This window comes from Bacillus sp. RIT 809, from assembly GCF_016892495.1.
Taxonomy (GTDB): domain Bacteria; phylum Bacillota; class Bacilli; order Bacillales; family Bacillaceae_G; genus Bacillus_A; species Bacillus_A cereus_U.
Genome location: NZ_JAFEMR010000003.1, coordinates 1 through 22,824 on the forward strand (window position 1 = coordinate 1; position 22,824 = coordinate 22,824).

A 22,824-nucleotide genomic window follows, 5' to 3' on the forward strand; every position below is an offset into this window, starting at 1 on the left:
GGTGCTACTGGTATAGGAGTTACCGGACCTACTGGACCTAGCTTCCCAGTAGCAACAATTGTTGTAACAAACAACATCCAACAAACAGTACTCCAATTTAATAACTTTATTTTTAGTACTGCAATTAACGTAAACAACATTATCTTCAACGGCACAGATACAGTTACTGTTATCAACGCTGGTATTTATGTAATTAGTGTATCCATCTCTACAACTGCACCAGGATGTGCTCCGCTCGGAGTAGGAATTTCAATAAATGGAGCAGTCGCAACTGACAACTTCTCTTCAAATCTAATAGGTGACTCACTTTCATTTACTACAATTGAAACGTTAGCAGCTAGCACAAATATTTCTGTCAAATCTACCCTTAGCGAAATTACAATTCCCGAAACAGGCAACACTAACATCCGACTTACTGTATTTAGAATCGCTTAAATTTCACTATTTATTGTTTATGACAAATAAAAAAAAGAGCGAGAAACTCGCTCTTTTTTTGTTATGTACAATAATTCATTACTACTCTAATTCAATCGAAACATTTTTTTGTGGTACAAATGTAGAAATTGCATGTTTATAAATAAGCTGTTGCTTACCTTCTGTTTCCAGCAGGACTGTAAAATTATCAAATCCTTTAATTAATCCACGAAGCTGGAAACCATTTAATAAGTACAGCGTAACGAACGTATTCTCTTTACGGAGTTGATTTAAAAACTGATCTTGAATATTGATTGATTGCTTCATGTCGAATCCTCCTCTTTTTCTCTACTTACTATTATTCGACTTTAGTTGTAGCTTTCCTTCTATGTATCGTAAAATTTCTGACGTTTTTTCACCATCAGTAACATCGAACCACGCGACATCCATCTTATTACGGAACCACGTTAATTGACGTTTTGCATAACGGCGTGAATTCGTCTTTAATTGTGATACCGCTTCTTCTAAAGATACACGATTCTCAAAATAATCATATATCTCTTTATAACCAATCGCTTGAATAGATTGACAATCTCGCACTCCTCTTTCATGTAGACCTTTTACTTCTTCTAATAAACCTTGTTCAATCATTAGGTTAACACGTAAGTTAATGCGATCGTATAGCATTTCTCGATCCATTGTCAAGCCAATTAATGAAACATCGTACAGTAACTCATTTTCTTGTTTTTCGAGCTGGTTACTCATTTTTTCACCCGTCGTGTGAAAAATTTCTAACGCCCGAATAACACGCCTTACATTATTGGCATGAATACGCTCCGCACTTTCTGGATCTACTTCTTGCAACTTTTTATGTATATATTCCACACCGCGTTCTAATGCTAATTTTTCCATCTGTTCTCGGTATGTAGCGTCTCCAGCCTCATCAGTAAACTGGTAATCGAATAGAACAGATTGTATATAGAGACCAGTTCCACCAACAATAATTGGTAATTTTCCGCGCTCAGTAATTTCTCGAATGCACTTACGGACACGTTCTTGAAATTCCGCCACAGAAAATGAATCTTCCGGATCTTTTATATCAATCATATAATGCGGAATTCCGTCCATCTCATCTGTCGTCACCTTTGCAGTCCCGATATCCATCGTACGATAAATTTGCATGGAATCACCACTAATAATCTCACCATTCAACGCTTTTGCAAGATCGATACTTAATTTCGTCTTCCCGACAGCAGTTGGCCCAATGATGACAGCAACTTTTTCACGTTGCACTTCTCCCATATCATTCAACTCTCTTTATGTAATATACTCCATCTATTGATTATACCCAATCTTACCAATTTTAACGGCATGATTGCAAGTTCTTTGAATCTAGTACATGAAATTATACATAAAAAAAGAGCATAGCTTGTCCAATTCTGCATATACATGATAAAAAATAGCTCGGGAGAGGGTGCAATGACTATGAAACAAGCGACTATCGATTTTCCATTATTAATAAAAGACCTTATTTTAGCTACTGCTACAAAAGAACAAAATTGTTCACAAGAAGAATTATACTTCGCACTAAATTGTTTACTACGTTCCTTTCATTCTACTCTTCAAGAAACGGCGTTACATCCAGAAAATAAAAATACAGAGTATATGCAAACTCAATTTTGCACCGCGTATAAAATTATTACAGGTAAAACAATTTACCCTTTTCAATAATTCTTATAAAAAAAGCGGCCGCTTAGACATTTTCAAGCAGCCGTTTTTTATTTTAATACATTATTTTATAACTTTCACTTTAACGGATTTACGACCCCAACTATCAGCAGTGCTATCTGAACCAACTAAAACGTCAATACGGTTTCCTTTAATCGCGCCACCAGTATCTCCAGCAATTGCTTCTCCATATCCTTCCACCCACACTTTTGATCCTAGAGGAATTACTTTCGGATCAACAGCAATAACTTTCATATTTGGATTTGCTGTTAAATCATGCCCCATCGCAGTTAACACACGACCACCATATGTGCCATTTTCACCCGGATTCGCTGTGTAAGCTGTCGCTTCTACTGTTATTTCACGACCACCAGCAGGTGCACTTGTTTCAGTAGATTTCGCTGCTGGCTTCGCTTGTGCTACTGGTTTACTTGATGCTCCACTTTTAACAGATTCTTTTCCGTTAACTGCCGTATCATTTTTAGCCGGAGTTTTCTCCTTAACTGATGTATCATTTTTAACCGCCGTTTTCACCTTAGTTGGCGCTTCAGCTTGAGCTGGAACTTCTTTTCTTTCAATAACAGGTGCTGTACCTGTTAAAAATGGTACGTGAACATACGCCGCTTTCCCACCATATTCGAATTGTAACCATTCGTTTTGTACTTGATTTGTCGTTTCAATCAAGTCATCTTTTTTAAGCGTGCCCAGAATTTCTGAATCAGTATTCGCTCCAGCACGAACGTTTAATACGTTTGCTGTTACATAATAAGAACTTTTCGTAAACTCAGCACTTACAAACGCTTCTTTGCCATCTAATTTAATTTTGGACCATCCGTTTTCTGTATTTATAACATCTAATTTATTTCCACTTAACATTTTACCTACAAGCTTTGATTCTACAGTTGGGTTTTCTCTAACGTTTAATACATCTGTTGTTACAATCGTTTCCGCTTTAGCAGAACCTGCAAAAATCCCAAGACCAAAAACTGCTGCTGTTGCTATACCTAATAATTTTTTCATGAATAGCCTCCATTTGCTTTGTTTTCGTGTTCTCATTATAGCAACAGTTTTTTGTAGAATTTCGAAAATCACACAATTACAAAGCATTCGTAATAAACGATTAATGATTTGTAACATAAATTTCCATATTAAAGAATTGCATTTCTACCAAAATTAGCAATAGTTTTCATATATTTCTCACAAATTAGTATAAGAATTTTTTTCCAGAAAAAATTACAGTATTACTTTTTTGTTACAAAAAAATCACTTTTCATTACATCTTTTACCAAAATCCATCATAATCCAATTATTAAATTACTTTTTGTAATGAAAAAGGAACAACTCCTATTAGCTGTCCCTTTTTATCTTTTATTTAACTTTCTTCTTCCAAACACCTATCATAATAGCTGAAACAATCGTCCCAATTAATATAGAGAAAATGTATAGCAACGGTTTATTCACTAATGCGATAACAAACAATCCACCATGCGGTGCCGGCAATGTAATTTGGAATAACATAGATAAGGCACCCGCGATACTTGAACCAACAACACAACTTACTATTACTCGAACTGGATCGGCAGCTGCAAATGGAATCGCACCTTCTGTAATAAACGAAGCTCCCATAATATAATTTGTTAAACCAGATTTACGTTCCGCTTCTGTAAATTTTGTTTTAAAGAATGTGGTTGCTAATGCAATCGCAAGTGGTGGTACCATACCACCAGCCATAACTGCTGAGTGCACTCCAAAATTCTGTGCTTCTATGGCAGCAATACCAAATGTAAATGCCGCTTTATTAATTGGACCACCCATATCAATTGCCATCATACCACCTAAAATAAGGCCTAATAATATAGCATTTGTACCACTCAAACCATTTAACCATCCTGTTAACATTTCATTTAATGCTACTACAGGCGGGTTTACTACTTTTTGCATAACAACTCCTGTAATCAACAATCCAAAGACTGGATATAACAAAACAGGTTTAATTCCTTCTAACTGTACTGGTAATCCTGAAAATAATCTTTTCAACCCTAAAACAACATATCCAGCTAAGAAACCAGCAATTAATCCACCTAAAAATCCAGCATTCGCTTGTGCTGCTAAAAATCCACCAACAACACCAGGCATAAAACCAGGACGATCAGCAATAGAGCTTGCGATAAATCCAGCTAAAATTGGTACAAGGAATAAAAACGCACCTGTTTCTCCACCGCCAATAGCCATTAATATTTCAGCAATAGGACCTTTTGCCTTAATTCCACCGAACATAAACGCTAGCGCGATTAAAATCCCGCCACCAACAACGAATGGAAGCATATTACTTACACCGCTCATTAAATGCTTATAAATTCCCAGCCCTTTTTCTCTCTCTACACTTTCTGCCTTCCCATCCTTTTTTACACCCTTAAAGATTGGTGCATCTTGTTTTACAGCTCGATTAAGAAGGATTTCAGTTTTTCTAATGCCATCAGCGACCGGCACTTGAATGACATGTTTTCCAGCAAAACGGTTCATTTCTACTTGTTTATCTGCCGCAACGATAATCGCTGTTGCACGTTCAATATCCTCTTTCGTTAAACCATTCTTTATACCTGTTGATCCGTTCGTTTCAACTTTAATGGCTATACCTAACTCTGCTGCTTTTGCTTTTAAACTATCCGCAGCCATATATGTGTGAGCGATACCAGTTGGACAAGCTGTAACAGCTAATACGTACGGTTCATTCCCTTCTGGCTTTGCTACTTCAACTTCTTCTTCTTTTTCATTCTCTTTTTCATCAAATAAACGAAGAAGTTCCTCTTCATCCTTTGCTTCTAATAATTGTTTACGAAAACCTTCATCCATTAATAATGTAGATAGACGCGACAACGTTTCTAAATGAGTATTATTCGCCCCTTCACTTGCAGCAATCATAAAGAATAAATGTGCAGGCTGTCCGTCAAGCGATTCATAGTTGATACCGCTTACACTTCTACCAAAACAAATTGCTGGTTGCTTAACAGCTTTCGTCTTCGCATGAGGTATAGCAATACCTTCACCAATTCCTGTTGTACTTTGTGACTCCCGCTTTAAAATAGCTTCTTTAAATTCAGCTTTATTATTTAAACGATTAGCACCATTTAATTTCTCAACTAATTCATCTATGACAGCTTCTTTATTTGAAGCTGTCATATTCATAATGACTGTATCCCTTTTTAATAGTTCTGTAATTTTCATATGTTGCTTCCCCCTATCGCTTAACTACAACTACTTGCGACAACAATTCTTCTACTTTTTCCTTTGTACATAAATCTGCTGAAAATGCTGTTGCACTCCCCGTTGCAACACCATATTGAAATGCTTTTTCAATATCTTTTGTCTGTTCATATTTACCTACAAATCCTGCAACAAGGGAATCTCCTGCCCCAACTGAATTAATTACAACACCTTTTGGAACAGTTGCTTCATATATACCTTCTGCCGTAAATAATAAAGCTCCATCTCCTGCCATTGATACGATAACGTGCTCTACACCTTGTTCGATTAATTTTCTTCCATACGGTAAAATGGCTTCTACTGTTGAAAGCTCCACTCCGAATAACTCACCAAGTTCATGATGATTTGGCTTTATTAAAAATGGCTTATTTTTAGTTACATACTGCAGTGCACTTCCACTTGCATCTACTACTACACGAATACCTTTTTCGGCTCCAAACGCTGCGATTGATTCATAAAAGGTAGTTGGAATAGAAGAAGGTACACTTCCAGCTAGTACAACACAATCTCCAGATTGCATACTTTCGATTTTTTTCATCAATTGTTCAAATTGCTCATTTGTCACAATAGGACCTTGTCCATTTAACTCTGTTTCTTCTTGCCCTTTTATTTTCACATTAATTCGAGAATCTCCATCTACTTGGACGAAGTTCGTTGTTACACCTTCACCATGCAATACATCTTTAATAAATTGACCAGTAAATCCACCCGTAAATCCAAGCGCTACATTTTCAACACCTAAACGATGAAGAACACGAGAAACATTAATCCCTTTTCCTCCAGGAAACTTCATATCTTTCTCTGCTCGGTTTACTGTTCCTAAATCGAAAGAATTAACTTGTACTACATAATCAATAGATGGGTTTAAAGTAACTGTATAGATCATTGTTTATCAGCCTCAATTACATTGGTTTGTCTTTTATATTTTTCTAAATCAATTTCTAAATGGTTTGTAATAATGCTTGCATCTTCAACATTTGCAATTTTCGCAAACGCAACTTCTGAAAATTTACTTTCATCAATTAAGAAATACCCTTCGTTCGCTAATGTTAATGCCATTTGTTTCAAGAGTGCTTCTTCTGGATCTGGCGTTGTATACCCTAACTGTTCATGTACACCATTAGCTCCTAAAAAACATTTATCAAAACGATACTTCTGCATACTTTCCTGTGCCATAGCACCAATTAAAGCTTTCGTCCTACCCTTCATCATCCCGCCTAATAAATACGCACAAATATTATTTTCAACTAAAGCTTCAATATGCATAAGTCCATTCGTTACGACAGTAACATCTTTGTTTATTAAAAATGGAATCATTTCAAATGTTGTACTTCCTGCATCTAAATAAACGCAATCCCCTTGTTCAACAATACTAGCCGCATACTTGGCAATTTGTTGTTTTATTTGAATGTTTTTGGATGATTTTTCAATCATCGTGGGCTCCTGTCCTTTTCCTGTTAAAACAGAGGCACCACCATGAACTCTTTTTAATAACCTTTGTTTTTCCAATTGTGCTAAATCACGACGAATTGTCGACTCAGAGCTTTCTGTTCTTTCCACTAATTGCTGTAATTTAACCACTTTTTGTTCTTTTACAAGTTGTAGTATCATTTGATGACGTTCAGGAGTTAACATCTTCTTCACCTCTTCTTTGATTACAGTATAATGAAAACGATCACAAAAATCAACCACAAACAATCAAAAATAATCATTAACAATCACAATCGGTTATAAACAACAAAAAAGAAACCTATTTGATACAACAATCAAATAGGTTTCTTCTCTCGCTTCACTTATAAAGAAGCTTTATAAATTGCAAGAACATCATCTTTATTTAATTTTTTAAAGTTACCGAATTCACCATAAGCCATCGCTTTATCCGCCATTAAGTCAATTTCACTTTCTCTAATAGCGTAATCAGCTAATGTTACTGGCGCTTCAATCGAAGTCCAAAATTGACGTAATGCCTCAATTCCCTCTAATGCAATCTCTTTATCGGTCTTCCCATCTGTTTCTACATCGAATACACGAATAGCGAACTGTTTAAAACGACTTATATTTTCATCTACAACATGCTTCATCCAGTTCGGGAATAAAATCGCAAGGCCACCCCCATGTGGTATATCATGAACAGCAGAAACTGCATGCTCAATATTATGAGTTGCCCAATCTCCTCTTACTCCCATCGCTAAAATGCCGTTTAACGCCATCGTTCCGCAATATAATATTGTTTCCCTATGCTCATAATTTTCTAAATCACTTAAAAGCTTAGGAGCTGTTTCAATGACTGTTCTTAAAACAGATTCACAATAACGATCTTGTAGTTCTGTATTTGTTCCATGATGGAAATATTGTTCTAATACGTGTGACATAATATCTACCATACCGTAAATTGTTTGATCTTTCGGTACAGACGAAGTATGTAGTGGATCTAAAATTGAAAACTGAGGGAATGTAACTGGACTGCCCCAGCCGTACTTTTCATTCGTTTCCCAGTTTGTAATTACAGAGCCTGCATTCATTTCAGAACCTGTTGCCGCAAGAGTGAGTACAGTACCGAACGGTAACGCCTCGCTAGCAAATGATTTTTTCGTTACAATATCCCATACATCTCCATCATATTTACTACCAGCAGCAATCGCTTTCGTACAGTCGATTACACTTCCTCCGCCAACGGCTAAAATAAATTCGACTCCATTGTCTTTACAAATTTGAATCCCTTTCTTTACTGTTGATAAACGAGGATTCGGTTCAACACCCGTCAACTCAAACACTTCCGCATTTATATCCTTTAAAATAGAAATTACATTATCATAAATACCGTTTCTTTTAATACTTCCTCCTCCATATACGAGAAGAACTTTTTTACCGAACTGTGGAATTTCAGTTTTTAACTGCTCTAATTGTCCTTTACCAAAAATAAGTTTTGTTGGATTACGAAATACAAAATTTTGCATATACCTTTACCATCCCTTCCATATGAAAAGCAACTATACTTTTGTATACCACACTTTTTTAATTTCACAAACAAATTTGCTTAACAAAAAAATCCCAGCCTTAAAGGCTGAGATTTTTTATTGATAATAAGGCGAGATCATTAAGTAAACAATAACACCAGATAAACTTACATATAACCAAATCGGCATCGTCCAACGTACAATTTTACGGTGACGTGTTAATTGATTCGTAAAACCAAATACTAGTGCGAACAATGCAAGTGGTACAATAATCGCCGCAAGGATAATATGTGTAATTAAAATGATGAAATACACATATTTAATGAATCCTTCTCCACCGAAATGTGTTGCTGGTGCTAAGTAATGGTACGATAAATACGAAACACAAAATAGTAAAGTCGTTGTAAATGCTGCCAGGATAAAACCACGGTGCATTTTCACATTCTTTTTAATAATAGAGAATAAAGCTGCTAATAAAAACACAAACGTAAAACTATTAAAGATTGCATTTAACATTGGTAAAATTGTTACATCAAAATGTACTTCTCCTTCATAGCCAACAGGTCCAAAGAACAAAAATAATATAATCGCATTTACAATTACAGAAAGCGTTATCACAATAGGAGCATAGCTTTTCTGATTTGTTGATTGATCCACCAAAATGGTCACTCCCTCTTCCTTCAAATATGTATACGTAACCTCACTATTTTAACATATTATTCACAGTGTAAATGTGACAATAGTTTGACACAGCAAGACAAGGCAAAGAAAAAATCCTTCTTAATAAAACTTCTTAAGAAGGATTTTATCGCTTTATTATTTAAATAGCAATGCAATTAGTTTTTGTTAAAAAACGTATTGCTATACGCTTGATATATTTCAGACACTTGATATCCCATTAGTGAAATTGCTGTTAATGAAAAGAAACCAATCATAAGAAATCGAAACCACATATAAATCTCCTCCTTGTATTTAGCTTAAAAAACGTTAGCTATCTTACAAGTTAAGTGGCACTCTTCTTCATCACTTTCTTTCCTCTTCACAATCGCTGTTATAAAACGAATCATAAAGAATATAACAAAAGGAATTTGTTTATCATTTATATTGGCATAGTTTGGTAACGGCTCTCTTTGCAAATCGGACGGAGATGAGAAGGAATAGAACATACCTTGCTCTTCCATATATACGATTACAATCTTCATACAAAATACTATCCCGAGAAACGAAACAATATCTTGCCATTCTGTCGTATATAACAGGTTATACAGCTCTAATACGTACTCTTCCATCATCATCCCCCCTTCCTTTTTTATCATTTTGCTCTCCTTCATATAAAAAGTCAAGAAAAAAGTTTATTTTCACTATGCTAATAGTAATTACTTGTTTCTTTACTTATATATGAATCTTTTCTAGTAATGATTGGATATACCATTCTTCGAAAACAAGATATCATAGGAAGTTCGATAGCCGAATTCATGCTATCGGTAAAATAATATGTGACGTCAAGAACAAGCCGCTAAAACATCGGAACACGAATCTGTACGGTATGCTCACGAACCTATATGGTCTGTCATGAGAGTGGTGATGGCACACCACAATCTTGCACGTCAGCGATACCAGAAATTGACTTCGCCTTTGGTAGCAAGAATCCCACTGACATTAGTCAGCTTGCCCCTTTAAGGGTGGGAGTGTCAAATAACCTATTGTTGTTTTTTATTTATGCAAATTACTTTGTCGTATTCACATCTAAAGTTTTAAGAGATTCTTTTCCATCTCTCAACTAACTATTTACGAGACTTAAAAGTAACTTCCCACCAACCAACATCGCACGTTCATCAAAATCAAATTGAGGATGATGATGTTGGTATGTTGCTCCTATTTCTTCATTACCCGCACCTGTAAAGAAAAATGCTCCTGGAACATGTTCTAAATAATATGCAAAATCTTCTCCACCCATAATCGGTGGTACTTCAATGACTCTGTCTCTTCCAAGATCACGTTTCGCAATCTCCATAAAATGACTCGTTTCATCTAAATGATTTATTAATATTGGATAACCCCGTTTATATTGAATATTAACTTCAGCATGAAGAGACTGACAAATCCCCTCAACAACTCGTTTAAATTCCTTCTCCATAAATTCTCTAACTTCAGGATTTAACGTCCGAATTGTCCCTGTAAATGTAGCAGTATCCGCAATAATATTATCTGCTTGACCAGCATGGAATGTACCAACTGTTAATACAGCAGATTGCAACGGATCTACTTTTCTACTAACTAAAAGTTGCAATTGATTAATAACTTGTGTTGCAACGATAATGGCATCTACAGTATGATGCGGCATACCGCCGTGACCGCCTCTCCCTTGCATCTTCACTTCAAAAGTATCAGCTGCGGCCATCATTGCTCCAGCTTTCGCCCCAACAATTCCTACAGGCATTTGAGAAGATAAATGTGTGCCAAAAACAACATCTACTCCTTCTAAACAACCATCCTCAATCATAGCAATTGCCCCACCAGGTTCTTTCTCTTCTGCATGTTGATGAATAAGGACTATTTTTCCTGAAAGTTGGTCTCTGTTTTCACTTAATATTTTTGCGACTCCTAAAAGTGTTGCTGTATGTCCATCATGGCCACAAGCGTGCATTACGCCAGGAATCTTTGATTTATATGAAACTTGCTTTTCATCTTGAATAGGTAGTCCATCAAAATCAGCACGCAACGCGATCGTCTTCCCAGGTATTCCACCTTCAATTACGCCGATTACCCCTCTTCCCCCGACATCTGTTTTCACATCAATATGAAAACTTTTTAAGATTTCAGCTATTTTTTTCGGTGTTTCTATTTCTTGAAACGATAGCTCTGGGTATTGATGAAAATCTCTTCGCCACGAAACCATTTGATTATATAAACTTTCCAATTCTTTATGCCATGTTTCTATCATAAAAATTCCCCTTTCTTTTAACACTTTAAACAAAAATACACAATATTCTGTATTTAATCCATAAAAAAGAGAACTTTCTTTAAAAGTACTCTTAATTCTCCAAAATATGAAACGTTCTACTTTAGTTACTACTTTGCTTCAATACAAAAACTGAAAATTCAGGTACACTCCAAAATCTAACAGGCATTCGCGTCGTCCCAATACCGCGATTTACATATAAATGTAATGGCTTACTCTTTCCTTCTAATTCATACATTCCTTCAACATACTTCTCTGCTAATTTTGTGGTAATTAAAGGACCTACAAAAGGAATCTGAACTTGTCCTCCGTGACTATGTCCTGAGATTTGAAAATCAACTGGATAACAAGCTACTTTGTCTACAACATCAGGCTCATGTACTAATAACATATTGAAATCTTGTTGTCTTAAGTTTTTTAAAGTCGAGTCTATTTGTGGTTTCCCTAATAAGAAATCATCCAAACCTGATATTGTAATATACTTGCCATTTTCCACTTTAATTTTCTGCACGTCATTTACTAAAACAGAAAAACCCGCTTCCTCCATGTACCTTTTGTAAAATAAACTACCTCCCCCGCCTCTATCATGATTCCCAAACACAGCATACTTTCCGAGAGGAGCATGAATTTTCCTCAAAATTTCTTTCGCCTCTTCTCTTTCCTCATTATAAGATCCGAACTTATCTATTAAATCCCCTGTAAAAACTACTATATCTGGACGTAACTCATTCATTTTCTCCACCAAATTATCTAGTTGCTTTAGTGTAAACTCTGGCCCTAAATGCACATCTGAGAATTGCAATATCTTTTTATTGTTAAACTCTTTAGGAATCGTAGGAGCTTCTATTTCATTCCACGTGACCGATACTAATCTTCGTTCTATTTCTGTTGCATAGAAATACAAGCTTATTGGAATCATTAATATACTTATGAGACTAATAATAAATTTCTTTAAGATTGATTTTTTTCGCTCTTTTTTCACATGATGCGTATTCATATTTTCACCTCTAGATGTACTTTAAAACCTTTTTGTTACATTGATGTGACAACATGAAAAAACGATACGAATTTCAATTTTTTCGTAAATATATCTGCGTACACTTGTTCTCTGAACTTTTATACGTTATAATAACAACTTAAATAGCATTATTTACATATGAGGTGAAAACATGAATAAAACAGAATTAATCAAAAACGTAGCGCAATCAGCTGAAATTTCTCAAAAAGAAGCTACTGTAGTTTTACAAACTGTAGTAGAATCAATCACTAACTCTTTAGCTGCTGGCGAAAAAGTACAACTTATCGGATTCGGTACATTTGAAGTTCGCGAAAGAGCTGCTCGTACAGGCCGTAACCCACAAACGGGTGAAGAAATGCAAATCGCAGCTTCTAAAGTACCTGCTTTTAAAGCTGGTAAAGAACTAAAAGAAGCTGTAAAATAATGAAAAATAGCCTTCTCATTTATGAGAAGGCTATTTTTTTCATTATATAATTAATAAAAATCTGACCATTATGCTGCTTATTTTGTTCCTTTATGCAAATATAACCTTTACTTTCAAAGAAAGGTTTTGCTGTAATACTTGCCTCTGTATATATATCCCTATGTTCTAGCTTCATTACTTCTTTTTCTAACTTTTGTAATATATAAGAAGCTATCCCTTTCCCTTGATAATCTTTATGTGTAAACAAACGATTTATGTAATGTTCATCATTATAATCCCCAAATCCAACTATCACACCGTTGTTATCCGCTACATAACTAATATTCTTTTCTAAAGACTTTAGCCAACTTTCTCTATTTAGTCGCTTTGGTGCCCATGCCTGTAGCTGTAACGTATTATAATCTTGTGCATTAACCGTATGAACCGTTTCATAGAACAATTGTAATACTTGCTCTAAATCCTCTTTCTGGAATGTTCTAATTTTAATACCTTTAAACATATGCAAAACTCCTTATCAAACTAACTCTTCTATTTCGGTTATCCGGATAATTATTTCGTCTTTATTTTTGAAACAGTTTCTTCCACTATATAAGATTCACTACTTCTGCTCTTTCTATATTATATCGATCTTTCCTTCTAAACGAACAATAAACAATACTTATACAAAGTATTGTTTATTGTAAAAAAGCATATTAAATTCGTTTTATAGCTGAAAGTGTTTAAGATTTCAATTTAACTCTTTGCAATCTTAATGCATTTAATACGACTGATACAGAACTAAACGCCATCGCTGCACCTGCAACCCAAGGGGCTAAGAAACCGAGCGCCGCAATTGGAATTCCTAGGCCGTTATAAGCTAATGCCCAGAATAAATTTTGCTTAATATTTCTAATCGTCATTTTACTCATGAAAATTGCATCAGCAATACTATTTAAATCGCCACGGATTAACGTAATATCCGCTGCTTCCATTGCTACATCTGTTCCTGTTCCAATTGCCATTCCAATGTCCGCTGTAGCAAGAGCAGGAGCATCATTAATTCCATCTCCAACCATAGCCACTTTCTTACCACTAGCTTGAAGTTTCTTCACTTCTTCTGCTTTTCCTTCTGGTAATACTTCTGCAATTACGTGATCAATACCAACTTGCTTTGCAATTGCCTGAGCAGTTTGTGTATTATCTCCTGTAATCATAACGACATCTAGACCCATTTTCTTAAGTCTTGCAATTGCTGCTTTTGAAGTATCCTTTACAGTATCTGCAACAGCAACAATTCCAGCATATTCCTTATCTATCGCTATAAGCATTGCCGTTTTTCCTTCTCGCTCTAGTTCTTCCATCGCTTTAGAAACTTCTTCAATATCAATATTAAACTTCTTCATTAATCGGCGTGTACCAATTAATAACTGTTTCCCTTCTACAACCGACTCAATACCAAAGCCAGGAATTGCTTCAAACGTTTCTGAACTTGGGATATCAATTCCCTTTTCTTTAATTCCTTCTACAATTGCTTCTGCAAGTGGATGTTCAGAATTTCTTTCTGCTGCACCAACTAATTTTAATATTTCCTTCTCATCAAATCCATCTGCCACAATTATATCAGTTAATACCGGTTTTCCATTTGTCACTGTACCCGTTTTATCTAAAATAATCGTATCTAATCTGTGCGTCGCTTCTAAATGCTCTCCACCTTTAAATAAAATACCGTATTCAGCTGATCTTCCTGATCCCGCCATAATAGATGTAGGTGTTGCAAGACCTAATGCACATGGACAAGCGATAACAAGCACTGCTATCATTTTCTCAAGTGCTCCTCCAAAATCACCAGGTGTAACAAATATCATCCATACCGCAAATGTGATTATAGCAATCACAACTACAACAGGTACGAAAATACCTGAAATTTGATCAGCTACCCTTTGAATAGGAGCTTTCGAACCTTGAGCCTCTTCCACTACTTTAATAATTTGAGCTAATGCAGTGTCTCTTCCTACCTTAGTTGCCTTAACTTTTAAAAATCCATTTTTATTCATTGTAGAACCGATTACTACATCCCCAATTGTTTTATCAACTGGAATACTCTCGCCTGTTAACATCGATTCATCTATCGCTGATTTTCCTTCTACAATTTCTCCATCTACTGGGATTTTTTCACCAGGTTTAACATAGACAACATCACCAGCTACCACTTCTTCGATTAAAATTTTCATTTCTGTGCCATCTCGCACAACTGTGGCAGTTTTCGCTTGTAATCCCATCAACTTTTTAATAGCTTCTGATGAACGCCCTTTTGCTTTCGCCTCAAATAATTTACCTAAAATAATTAAAGTAATAAGTACCGCGCTCGTTTCAAAATATAAATCTGTCATATGTTCTGAAGAACCAATTGATTGAATACTTAAATAAACACTATAGAAATAAGCTGCGGACGTTCCAAGTGCCACAAGAACATCCATGTTTGCACTTTTATTGCGTAACGCTTTATAAGCACCAATATAAAACTGGCCTCCAATTATAAACTGTACTGGAGTTGCAAGGGCCAGCTGAACCCATGGGTTCATAAGCATATCAGGTAAATAAATAAAAGATGTAAATGAAAAATGACTCACCATTGCCCACAATAACGGAAATGATAAAATAAACGAAAAAATAAACTTCTTCTTTTGTCGCTCAATTTCTTTTAAGCGGTGATCTGTTGATGAATCTTGCTCATCCGATTTCACTTCTAATTTATATCCTAATTTTGTGATTGTACTCTTCATCTCATTTACACTGATTTCATTAGGGTTAAAGTCTACTGTAGCTGATTCTAAAGCGAAATTTACTGTCGCCTTGTTCACACCATCTAGTTTATTTAAACGCTTTTCCACTTTATTCGCACACGCTGCGCATGTCATTCCCGAAACGGTAAACTCCGCTTTATCACTTACAATGCCATATCCTAACGATTCAACTTTTTCTTTAAATTCTTTCGGATTTGTTTTAGTTGGATCGTACAAAATTTTCGTTTTTTCAAGTGCAAAATTCACATTTGCATCCTGCACACCTTCTACTTTTTTAAGACCTTTTTCAATTCTATTTGCACATGCTGCACATGTCATGCCTGATATTTGGAGATTGGCCTCTTTTTGTTCATTCATGTCTCTCACCTCTATATACCCTTATAAGGTATAATTTTTAGCAAAATAAATCGTACTCCATATAAAGTACGATTTATTTCCATATTAAAAATTATTATTGAACATCATAGCCTTGATCTTCAATTACAGCAACGATATCTTTTAATGTTACAACTGATGAGTCGATAGTAACTTCAACAGTTCCTTCTGCTAATTGAACTTTTACTTGTTCAACGCCGTTTAGTTCTTTCACATTACTTTCAATAGAATTTACACAATGCCCACAAGACATACCCTCAACTTTTAATGTTAACTGTTCCATTTAAAATCCTCCTCTTGTTTCTTCATTGTTTGTTAATCACAACTACATCTTACCATACCCCCCTAAGGTAATCAATGGTTTTATATAATGATTTAAAATTTTTTCTAAAACCTTTATTTTCTCTTTATTCCACGCATCAATTTTTATACCATCTGTCCATACCCCATATATGTATAAAGAAAAACCAAGCCAGTCAAATACTAGCTTGGTTTTTACGCTTTTGAAAAACGTTCAAAAACGGTCATTAATTCTTCAATTGCTTCGTCACCATTCCCGTTTTTAATAGCTCCTGAAACACAATGATTTGTATGATTCTTTAAGACGCCCATTCCTACTTTTTTCATCGCTGCATTGATCGCTGAAATTTGCACTAGAATATCAACACAATAACGATCATTTTCAATCATATTTTGAATTCCACGAACTTGTCCTTCAATTCTCTTCAATCTATTTATAATTTGCTCTTTTTCTTTTTCTGATCTATGCATAGCCGTTGTTTCCTGCTCTTTATGATCCATATTATCACCTTCTTAAAGTTTCTCTTCATCCAATAAAAACAAATACTTTTTACGAGTATACCAATTATAGCATTAAATATCTATGTAATGATACCCTATATGAGTATCTTATCTTTATATGATTATTCTTAACAAATACTTAGCTTCTCAATCCCAATTATCATTATACCCTTTCCCTTTTTCAAAAAAACAATGAAATCTCCCACTAAAACTCAATAAAAAAAAGCCTCAATCATCACAAATTTGAATTGAGACTTTTTTTCTTTCTATTATATATACATCTATTGTTGATCACATAATTTTGTGTCATTAACTACAGAAGTTCCTTCAACGGTAACTGTATGAAAACAATCATTTACACGAACTGTAACAACATTATCTTGTCGATCAATAATATGATATTCATTAAATTCTTTATTTAGAGCACTACGAATTTGTTCTCCTTCATAAATTGGAATACCGTGTGATAAAACCCAAATAAGCCCAGCAATAGCAAGAATAGTTTTCATACGACCTACCTCCTTGAGAATAAAGTGAACTTTTAATCAGTGGTGTTTTCAGCCCTACTGATTATTAGTTGAATCAATTGGGCTATTATGCGGGATAAGTTCATTTCGTTTATAGTATGTTTATGCTAATTGTGACGGAATTGTGACAACTTTTTGTCTCTTTAGACGAAAAGTTGAAACAAAACTTTCAAAAAGGACAATTCTACTTACGTGAACAAAAAGGCTATGGAGAATTTCCTCCATAGCCTTTTTGTTGAATTTTATTAAACGACCATTTCACTATGCTTAATCTTAAGCGTTTCGATTTGAATTGTAGCATGTTCAATATGGAACTCCTGTTTTAACATAGTAATAATATTTTGAAGCACTTCTTGATCGTCCTGTTTTTTATCGATCATTACATGGACACTTAATGCATCTAATCCTGATGTAATTGTCCAAATGTGGAGATCGTGTATATCACGTACACCCTCCACTTCTTTAATAGCTTGCTTAACTTGTTCTATCTCAATTGAAACAGGTGTACCCTCCATAAGTATATGAATGGAATGTTTTGTTACTCCCCATGCACTCTTTAAAATTAATAGCGCTACAACCACTGAAATAATTGGATCTGCAATATACCATGAAAATAACGACATAAGTGCACCAGCTACTAACGCACCAACTGAACCTAAAGCATCTCCAAGAACATGTAAATATGCGCTACGTAAATTGACGTTATTTTTCACATCACCTTGTCTCATAAGAGCCCATGCACTAATTAAATTTGCTAGTAAACCAATTGATGCGATTAACATCATCGGACCACTTGCTACAGTTGGTGGTTCAAAAAACCTTCCAATCGCTTCCCACACGATAAGTCCAGCTACAACAAATAATGTAATACCATTAATTAATGCCGCCAATATTTCAAAACGATAATATCCATACGTTTTTGTAGAAGTAACAGTTCTAGCTGCTAATCCAATAGCGATTAAACTTAATAATAACGAACTCGTGTCACTTAACATATGTCCTGAATCAGATAATAAGGCTAAACTATTTGTAACTAGTCCACCCAAAAATTCAAGAAACATAATAATTGCCGTAATTACTAATGCCGTAATTAAACCTTTCTTATTCCCTTCTCTACTCTCTTCAAAATGATGATGTCCGTGGGAATGCCCGTGAGTATGCCCATGATGTTGGTGACCGTGATGATGTCCCATATAAATTCCTCCTTTTAATCTTGTTTTATCTTTAATAATTCTTCTATTGAATTTTCACTTTATTTATAAACGGCTCTTTTCTTACTTGAATTGAACTTGTTGGACAGCCGTCACTAGCTGCCAACATTGCTTTCAAGAAAATTTTTGGGATTCCCATTATTCCTTCATTGTTATCTAATACACCAAATGATTTTCCTTTTCCATCTAATTGATATATATCAGGAGCTACGGAAGCACATAATCCACATGACCCACAAATTTTTTTATTTACGACAGTATAATGTAACAATATAAATCACCTCCGATATCCACATACAATACATAGGTAGGGTATATTAAACCGTTTGTTTTATACCCATTTTCATTCTTAAATAATAATGACATATCGGTTTTAAATCGTTATCAAATTCATAAACTAATGGTGTTCCTGTTGGAATGTTTACATATTCTATATCTTCATCTGAAATTTGATCTAAATATTTTACTAAAGCTCTTATTGTATTTCCATGCGCTGCAATAATCACTTTTTTTCCATCTTTTAAATTAGGGGCTATTTCTTCATCCCAATATGAAACAACTCGTTTTTCTGTATCTTCTAGATTTTCTGTAAGGGGAAACTTATTATCTCTTAAATCTCTATACTTCGGATGTGCCGCTTCATATCTCTCATCATCTTTTGTAAGAGCTGGTGGGCGTACATTTGTTGAACGTCTCCATAAAGTTACTCTCTCATCACCATATTTTCTCGCTGTTTCTTCTTTATTTAATCCTTGAAGTGCACCGTAATGTCTCTCATTTAATTTCCATGTTTTATGAATAGGTATCCACATCAAATCCATTTCCTCAAGAGTAATCCACAAAGTACGCATCGCCCTTTTTAAAACAGATGTATATGCTATATCGAATGAGAATCCATTGGCTTTCAAAACCTCTCCAGCTTCTCTTGCTTCTCGAAGACCAGCATTTGATAAGTCTATATCTGTCCAGCCTGTAAACCGATTTTCAACATTCCATTCACTTTGTCCGTGTCTTATTAAAACGAGCTTAATCATACTTATTATCTCCTCTCCTTTTAAAATTGCATTTTCATAAAGAAATTTCTTTATGAAAATGCCTTACTACATATCGAATTCTTTATTTTTCATTTCACTACTATGACTAAACGCTAATTCAATTAATCCATTTACATGAGAATCATCTAATGAATAAAAAACAAGTTTTCCTTCTTTACGCTTTTTTGCTAATCCTATTGTTTGTAACAGTCTTAAATGATGCGAAGCCGTTGCAATACTACTATGAATAATACTGGCGACATCACGTACACAAAGTTCCTTTTCCGTATACAGTGCATACGCAATTTTTAATCGTGTTTCATCCGCGAGTGCCTTGAACATTTTCGCTACACTACTTATATTTTCTTTCTCCAACATATCACTTGCATGTTTTACTTTTTGCTCATCGTGATAACAAAGTTCACAATGTTCTTCTTTCATAAGTAACACCTCTTATTCAAATATATATTTGATTATGCATGTAGTATACCTTATTAACCAAAAACATTCAAATGTTTATTTGAATGTTTTTGGTTATCCTAAAAAAAATTATAAAAAAAGAATCCTAAATGACTTTGGATTCTTTTCTATTATTACTTCTCTTTAGAAAAACAAAACTTCGAAAAAACCTCCCATATAAGTTCATTTCTACTACATACCCCTACCTTTTCAAAAATGGATTTAAAATGATCTTGAACTGTATACGTAGAAATATGCAATTCTTCCGCCACGTCTTTTGTTGACATTCCTTTAACAATCCCTACTATCACTTGCTTCTCTCTTTGAGAAAGACTATAAGAATCTGCAATAAGGGGAAAAACTTCTTCCGGCCTCGCTCTTTCAAACAAAACTATATAGCCATCATTACAACTACCGTAACCTTCTAACCTACTCGCGCGAATAACTAAAAATTGTCCACAAGATAAACCAATACATACCATTTCCCCTTCATCTGCTGCTTCCCTATTAGATTCGTTGGCTTTCACTCTTGAACAAACCGCACGTATTGGCCTTGGAACGTCATCTTCATTCAATTGTTCATATGTTCTAAGAGTGGATAGCCACGCCTTTCCATTTTGATCCCAATATAGTAGGTCAAATTTTTCATTTAATATAATCGTACCCGTTCCTACTACTTCCACTTGTTCCTCTGAACATGTTATAAATGATTTTCTTAATGTATCTCCCACAATAGAGCTTATTTTTGATAAATACTCACATTCATTTTGTTGAAAAGATACTCTTGTATTATCTCGAAACAAACTTAAGTGTCCAAAACATTTTCCTTTACTCATACAAACCACTCTTACTTCATCTATAAAACGGGCTGGTTTTAAAATATTTCGATACCTAGCGCTTTTTATCGGATTATCATTTGTGACAATACGTATCGCGCCAACATGGGGGGCCTTTCGTGCTAAATCTTTAAATTTGTTGTAATCATCCTCTAAAAATTCATTCATAAATAACTGCGAATGCAGCTGTTCAATTATTCGATCTGTATATGCCCCGGTTGATAAAAATGTGCGTGGGTCTATAGCGGTGAAGCAGGAAGCATCAAATGGAATTACCTTTTTTAATATATTTAAAAACTCTTTTTGGAATTGTCTAGTTGAGCTCTCGCTTTTCATTAACACTGTTATTTCTTTCGTTGCCTGTTCATAAATCATCTTTATTCCCCCCAGATTTATGGGATTGTTTCCTCTAACCATTTCATTTCATAATAAAGTGAAACTTTATTGTAAAAGAGGAGGTTAAAAAATGAGCTGGAATGATTGTACTGTACATACGTATGAACGAACAATTCCGTTGAAAATCCCTGGATATTTTACCCTATATGAAATGATGAATCATTTCTTATTTACTACACTCCCTAAAGAAAATATGAATCCAAAGTTACTAGTTATAGGTGCCGGTGGTGGACAAGAAATCCTCTCAATAGGCAAACAAAATAGCAATTTTTATTTTACAGGTGTTGATCCATCTGAAAGCATGCTACAGTTAGCTAAAAAAAGAATTGAAAACGAAGGCATACAAAATCAAATTCACTTTGTACATGGAACTGTTCATTCATTATTAACCAATCCATTATTTGACGCTGCCACCTGTATGCTTGTCCTGCACTTCATCCCAACTATGAAGGGGAAAAAAGAGTTACTTAATGAAATTAGTAGTCGCTTAAAGCCCGGTGCTCCATTCTTTCTCTCTTCAATAAATGGTATACCCCATACAAGTATGTTTTCTGCACAATTAAATGCTTGGCGCAACCATATGATGCAAAATCAAATTCCATTAAAAGATTGGGAACGATTTGAAAATTCTTTTGAAAAAGAAATGTTTCCTATTTCTGAAACAGATTTACTAACTATCATGGAGGAATGTGGCTTTACTCAAATCACTCGTTTTTTCACTAGCTTTTTAATTGATGGATACGTGGCAATAAAACAATAATGAAAAAAGGTAAGCAATTGCTTACCTTTTTTCATATACGTCTTCTACACTTGACTAATAAATCGCAATCCTTTACTTAAAGACGTCGGCACAACAGATGCATGATTCTCTCCTTCAGCTTCATAAAACTTAAATCTTAACTTCTCATGTTTTAATTGGAGTAGACGCTCTGATAATTCATTTGCATCTACAACCATATGCTCTCGTTCTAAGGAACCAACTGTAAGGAATACTCCCGTTTCAACCTTAGCATTGTTTAATTGATTTATAAGGTTCTCTTCTTTTTCAAGTACAGATTGGTTATTCCACCAAATAGACGGACTACTAATAAAATAATTTTGAAAGGCATTTACATTTGTAAATAGTATATGTAAAGCAAATAATCCACCTAAAGAATGCCCAAATAACGTTTGCTTTCCTTTATCAATCGCGAAACTTTTTTCAATTTGTGGTTTCAATTCTTCTTCAATAAAAGTAAAGAAGTTATGCGCTCCTCCTGTTTTAGACCACGGCTTACCATCTGGTTTTAAAGGAGCATCTTTTGAAATTACGACAGGTGTAAAATCATAGCATCTTTCTTCTCCTGAAAATGCCCCTTCAATTGGATAACCAATACCTACTATAATGGCTGGTGAAACACCTGTTTTTTCTGCTCTAACTGATTGTATTTTAACCGCTTCGTGGAATGTTTGAAAAAAGGCATTACCATCTAATACGTATATGACCGGATATCCTGAATCTGGTGCTGGTTTCTTCGGCTTTGAAATATGAATTTGATATTCCTTACCTTCTAGTTTTGAATACATTTTCCACTGTTCTGTGTTAGATGTAATAATCTGCTGCTTTTCAATAGTAGTACTCATTGTAAATCCCCC

The 22,824-nt window shown here is 34.8% G+C and carries 26 protein-coding genes; 4 read left to right on the forward strand and 22 right to left on the reverse strand.

Going from position 1 to position 22,824, the window contains the following annotated elements; genetic code table 11:
* The coding region (locus tag JTF23_RS04330; RefSeq protein WP_204208191.1) for a Gly-Xaa-Xaa repeat protein at window positions 1–435 on the forward strand (435 nt) is incomplete at its 5' end.
* An 81-nt stretch (window positions 436–516) separates the two neighbouring features.
* Here the strand turns inward: JTF23_RS04330 and hfq are convergent.
* On the reverse strand, window positions 517–741 hold the full coding sequence (hfq, locus tag JTF23_RS04335; RefSeq protein ID WP_000813896.1) for an RNA chaperone Hfq: 225 nt from the start codon (window positions 739–741) through the stop codon (window positions 517–519).
* A 21-nt stretch (window positions 742–762) separates the two neighbouring features.
* Window positions 763–1,716, reverse strand: coding sequence for a tRNA (adenosine(37)-N6)-dimethylallyltransferase MiaA (gene miaA, locus JTF23_RS04340; RefSeq protein ID WP_002111263.1), 954 nt, complete (start codon window positions 1,714–1,716; stop codon window positions 763–765).
* A 183-nt stretch (window positions 1,717–1,899) separates the two neighbouring features.
* Here miaA and JTF23_RS04345 point away from each other — a divergent pair, with 183 nt between their 5' ends.
* A complete protein-coding gene (locus JTF23_RS04345) occupies window positions 1,900–2,145 on the forward strand; it encodes a hypothetical protein (protein WP_002199601.1) in 246 nt (81 codons plus the stop codon).
* Window positions 2,146–2,205: 60 nt separating this feature from the next.
* Here the strand turns inward: JTF23_RS04345 and entD are convergent, their stop codons facing one another.
* The 9 genes from entD to JTF23_RS04390 all read right to left on the reverse strand — a co-directional run bounded on the left by entD (window position 2,206) and on the right by JTF23_RS04390 (window position 12,322).
* Window positions 2,206–3,162 carry a cell wall-binding protein EntD gene (gene entD / locus JTF23_RS04350; RefSeq protein WP_204208192.1) on the reverse strand — a complete coding sequence of 319 codons (957 nt, stop codon included), beginning with the start codon at window positions 3,160–3,162 and terminating at the stop codon, window positions 2,206–2,208.
* A gap of 348 nt (window positions 3,163–3,510) precedes the next feature.
* Window positions 3,511–5,367 carry a PTS fructose transporter subunit IIABC gene (locus JTF23_RS04355; RefSeq protein ID WP_002160826.1) on the reverse strand — a complete coding sequence of 619 codons (1,857 nt, stop codon included), beginning with the start codon at window positions 5,365–5,367 and terminating at the stop codon, window positions 3,511–3,513.
* A 13-nt stretch (window positions 5,368–5,380) separates the two neighbouring features.
* The gene (gene pfkB, locus JTF23_RS04360; protein ID WP_002160825.1) at window positions 5,381–6,292 is read right to left on the reverse strand and encodes a 1-phosphofructokinase; all 912 of its coding nucleotides are present in this window, start codon (window positions 6,290–6,292) and stop codon (window positions 5,381–5,383) included.
* Entirely contained in the window at window positions 6,289–7,041 is a 753-nt protein-coding gene (locus JTF23_RS04365) for a DeoR/GlpR family DNA-binding transcription regulator (RefSeq protein ID WP_078180973.1), read from the reverse strand. Before JTF23_RS04365 ends, pfkB begins: the two co-directional genes overlap by 4 nt.
* A gap of 158 nt (window positions 7,042–7,199) precedes the next feature.
* Window positions 7,200–8,363 carry an iron-containing alcohol dehydrogenase gene (locus tag JTF23_RS04370; RefSeq protein ID WP_204208193.1) on the reverse strand — a complete coding sequence of 388 codons (1,164 nt, stop codon included), beginning with the start codon at window positions 8,361–8,363 and terminating at the stop codon, window positions 7,200–7,202.
* Between the two features lie 117 nt (window positions 8,364–8,480).
* The gene (locus JTF23_RS04375; RefSeq protein ID WP_000228315.1) at window positions 8,481–9,023 is read right to left on the reverse strand and encodes a DUF420 domain-containing protein; all 543 of its coding nucleotides are present in this window, start codon (window positions 9,021–9,023) and stop codon (window positions 8,481–8,483) included.
* A 317-nt stretch (window positions 9,024–9,340) separates the two neighbouring features.
* The gene (locus tag JTF23_RS04380) at window positions 9,341–9,679 is read right to left on the reverse strand and encodes a hypothetical protein (RefSeq protein ID WP_204208194.1); all 339 of its coding nucleotides are present in this window, start codon (window positions 9,677–9,679) and stop codon (window positions 9,341–9,343) included.
* A 464-nt stretch (window positions 9,680–10,143) separates the two neighbouring features.
* On the reverse strand, window positions 10,144–11,307 hold the full coding sequence (locus JTF23_RS04385; protein WP_204208195.1) for a M20 metallopeptidase family protein: 1,164 nt from the start codon (window positions 11,305–11,307) through the stop codon (window positions 10,144–10,146).
* A 121-nt stretch (window positions 11,308–11,428) separates the two neighbouring features.
* Window positions 11,429–12,322: a metallophosphoesterase gene (locus JTF23_RS04390; protein WP_078172980.1), complete on the reverse strand. Its 894-nt coding sequence runs from the start codon at window positions 12,320–12,322 to the stop codon at window positions 11,429–11,431.
* A 172-nt stretch (window positions 12,323–12,494) separates the two neighbouring features.
* Here JTF23_RS04390 and JTF23_RS04395 point away from each other — a divergent pair, with 172 nt between their 5' ends.
* The gene (locus JTF23_RS04395) at window positions 12,495–12,767 is read left to right on the forward strand and encodes an HU family DNA-binding protein (RefSeq protein WP_002111275.1); all 273 of its coding nucleotides are present in this window, start codon (window positions 12,495–12,497) and stop codon (window positions 12,765–12,767) included.
* A 19-nt stretch (window positions 12,768–12,786) separates the two neighbouring features.
* On the opposite strand, the gene JTF23_RS04400 is transcribed toward JTF23_RS04395, so the two are convergent.
* The 10 genes from JTF23_RS04400 to JTF23_RS04445 all read right to left on the reverse strand — a co-directional run bounded on the left by JTF23_RS04400 (window position 12,787) and on the right by JTF23_RS04445 (window position 21,168).
* Window positions 12,787–13,266: a GNAT family N-acetyltransferase gene (locus tag JTF23_RS04400; RefSeq protein WP_002199595.1), complete on the reverse strand. Its 480-nt coding sequence runs from the start codon at window positions 13,264–13,266 to the stop codon at window positions 12,787–12,789.
* A gap of 220 nt (window positions 13,267–13,486) precedes the next feature.
* On the reverse strand, window positions 13,487–15,907 hold the full coding sequence (locus tag JTF23_RS04405) for a heavy metal translocating P-type ATPase (protein WP_002160819.1): 2,421 nt from the start codon (window positions 15,905–15,907) through the stop codon (window positions 13,487–13,489).
* Between the two features lie 94 nt (window positions 15,908–16,001).
* Window positions 16,002–16,208: a copper chaperone CopZ gene (copZ, locus tag JTF23_RS04410; RefSeq protein WP_002160818.1), complete on the reverse strand. Its 207-nt coding sequence runs from the start codon at window positions 16,206–16,208 to the stop codon at window positions 16,002–16,004.
* A 212-nt stretch (window positions 16,209–16,420) separates the two neighbouring features.
* Entirely contained in the window at window positions 16,421–16,726 is a 306-nt protein-coding gene (locus JTF23_RS04415; RefSeq protein ID WP_002160817.1) for a metal-sensing transcriptional repressor, read from the reverse strand.
* A gap of 281 nt (window positions 16,727–17,007) precedes the next feature.
* The gene (locus tag JTF23_RS04420; RefSeq protein ID WP_002160816.1) at window positions 17,008–17,235 is read right to left on the reverse strand and encodes a hypothetical protein; all 228 of its coding nucleotides are present in this window, start codon (window positions 17,233–17,235) and stop codon (window positions 17,008–17,010) included.
* A 263-nt stretch (window positions 17,236–17,498) separates the two neighbouring features.
* The gene (locus JTF23_RS04425) at window positions 17,499–18,446 is read right to left on the reverse strand and encodes a cation diffusion facilitator family transporter (RefSeq protein WP_204208196.1); all 948 of its coding nucleotides are present in this window, start codon (window positions 18,444–18,446) and stop codon (window positions 17,499–17,501) included.
* A 43-nt stretch (window positions 18,447–18,489) separates the two neighbouring features.
* The gene (locus JTF23_RS04430; protein ID WP_204208197.1) at window positions 18,490–18,735 is read right to left on the reverse strand and encodes a ferredoxin; all 246 of its coding nucleotides are present in this window, start codon (window positions 18,733–18,735) and stop codon (window positions 18,490–18,492) included.
* Between the two features lie 46 nt (window positions 18,736–18,781).
* Window positions 18,782–19,498, reverse strand: a complete 717-nt coding sequence (gene gpmA, locus JTF23_RS04435; RefSeq protein WP_204208198.1) for a 2,3-diphosphoglycerate-dependent phosphoglycerate mutase — start codon at window positions 19,496–19,498, stop codon at window positions 18,782–18,784.
* 66 nt (window positions 19,499–19,564) lie between these two features.
* A complete protein-coding gene (locus tag JTF23_RS04440; RefSeq protein WP_002111285.1) occupies window positions 19,565–19,939 on the reverse strand; it encodes an ArsR/SmtB family transcription factor in 375 nt (124 codons plus the stop codon).
* A gap of 152 nt (window positions 19,940–20,091) precedes the next feature.
* Window positions 20,092–21,168, reverse strand: a complete 1,077-nt coding sequence (locus JTF23_RS04445; RefSeq protein WP_204208199.1) for a helix-turn-helix transcriptional regulator — start codon at window positions 21,166–21,168, stop codon at window positions 20,092–20,094.
* A 91-nt stretch (window positions 21,169–21,259) separates the two neighbouring features.
* Between JTF23_RS04445 and JTF23_RS04450 the strand changes: the two genes are divergently transcribed.
* Window positions 21,260–21,949, forward strand: coding sequence for a class I SAM-dependent methyltransferase (locus JTF23_RS04450; RefSeq protein WP_131230773.1), 690 nt, complete (start codon window positions 21,260–21,262; stop codon window positions 21,947–21,949).
* Between the two features lie 44 nt (window positions 21,950–21,993).
* Here the strand turns inward: JTF23_RS04450 and JTF23_RS04455 are convergent, their stop codons facing one another.
* Window positions 21,994–22,812, reverse strand: a complete 819-nt coding sequence (locus JTF23_RS04455; protein WP_204208200.1) for an alpha/beta hydrolase — start codon at window positions 22,810–22,812, stop codon at window positions 21,994–21,996.
* Window positions 22,813–22,824: the final 12 nt, after the last annotated feature.

What these genes read in the sequence shown, in the direction of transcription:
- hfq (WP_000813896.1), bottom strand. Translation starts at nt 741, where the DNA reads ATGAAGCAATCAATCAATATTCAAGATCAGTTTTTAAATCAACTCCGT.
- miaA (WP_002111263.1), bottom strand. Translation starts at nt 1,716, where the DNA reads ATGGGAGAAGTGCAACGTGAAAAAGTTGCTGTCATCATTGGGCCAACT.
- JTF23_RS04345 (WP_002199601.1), top strand. Translation starts at nt 1,900, where the DNA reads ATGAAACAAGCGACTATCGATTTTCCATTATTAATAAAAGACCTTATT.
- entD (WP_204208192.1), bottom strand. Translation starts at nt 3,162, where the DNA reads ATGAAAAAATTATTAGGTATAGCAACAGCAGCAGTTTTTGGTCTTGGG.
- JTF23_RS04355 (WP_002160826.1), bottom strand. Translation starts at nt 5,367, where the DNA reads ATGAAAATTACAGAACTATTAAAAAGGGATACAGTCATTATGAATATG.
- pfkB (WP_002160825.1), bottom strand. Translation starts at nt 6,292, where the DNA reads ATGATCTATACAGTTACTTTAAACCCATCTATTGATTATGTAGTACAA.
- JTF23_RS04365 (WP_078180973.1), bottom strand. Translation starts at nt 7,041, where the DNA reads ATGTTAACTCCTGAACGTCATCAAATGATACTACAACTTGTAAAAGAA.
- JTF23_RS04370 (WP_204208193.1), bottom strand. Translation starts at nt 8,363, where the DNA reads ATGCAAAATTTTGTATTTCGTAATCCAACAAAACTTATTTTTGGTAAA.
- JTF23_RS04380 (WP_204208194.1), bottom strand. Translation starts at nt 9,679, where the DNA reads ATGATAAAAAAGGAAGGGGGGATGATGATGGAAGAGTACGTATTAGAG.
- JTF23_RS04385 (WP_204208195.1), bottom strand. Translation starts at nt 11,307, where the DNA reads ATGATAGAAACATGGCATAAAGAATTGGAAAGTTTATATAATCAAATG.
- JTF23_RS04390 (WP_078172980.1), bottom strand. Translation starts at nt 12,322, where the DNA reads ATGAATACGCATCATGTGAAAAAAGAGCGAAAAAAATCAATCTTAAAG.
- JTF23_RS04395 (WP_002111275.1), top strand. Translation starts at nt 12,495, where the DNA reads ATGAATAAAACAGAATTAATCAAAAACGTAGCGCAATCAGCTGAAATT.
- JTF23_RS04400 (WP_002199595.1), bottom strand. Translation starts at nt 13,266, where the DNA reads ATGTTTAAAGGTATTAAAATTAGAACATTCCAGAAAGAGGATTTAGAG.
- JTF23_RS04405 (WP_002160819.1), bottom strand. Translation starts at nt 15,907, where the DNA reads ATGAATGAACAAAAAGAGGCCAATCTCCAAATATCAGGCATGACATGT.
- copZ (WP_002160818.1), bottom strand. Translation starts at nt 16,208, where the DNA reads ATGGAACAGTTAACATTAAAAGTTGAGGGTATGTCTTGTGGGCATTGT.
- JTF23_RS04415 (WP_002160817.1), bottom strand. Translation starts at nt 16,726, where the DNA reads ATGGATCATAAAGAGCAGGAAACAACGGCTATGCATAGATCAGAAAAA.
- JTF23_RS04420 (WP_002160816.1), bottom strand. Translation starts at nt 17,235, where the DNA reads ATGAAAACTATTCTTGCTATTGCTGGGCTTATTTGGGTTTTATCACAC.
- JTF23_RS04425 (WP_204208196.1), bottom strand. Translation starts at nt 18,446, where the DNA reads ATGGGACATCATCACGGTCACCAACATCATGGGCATACTCACGGGCAT.
- gpmA (WP_204208198.1), bottom strand. Translation starts at nt 19,498, where the DNA reads ATGATTAAGCTCGTTTTAATAAGACACGGACAAAGTGAATGGAATGTT.
- JTF23_RS04440 (WP_002111285.1), bottom strand. Translation starts at nt 19,939, where the DNA reads ATGAAAGAAGAACATTGTGAACTTTGTTATCACGATGAGCAAAAAGTA.
- JTF23_RS04445 (WP_204208199.1), bottom strand. Translation starts at nt 21,168, where the DNA reads ATGATTTATGAACAGGCAACGAAAGAAATAACAGTGTTAATGAAAAGC.
- JTF23_RS04450 (WP_131230773.1), top strand. Translation starts at nt 21,260, where the DNA reads ATGAGCTGGAATGATTGTACTGTACATACGTATGAACGAACAATTCCG.
- JTF23_RS04455 (WP_204208200.1), bottom strand. Translation starts at nt 22,812, where the DNA reads ATGAGTACTACTATTGAAAAGCAGCAGATTATTACATCTAACACAGAA.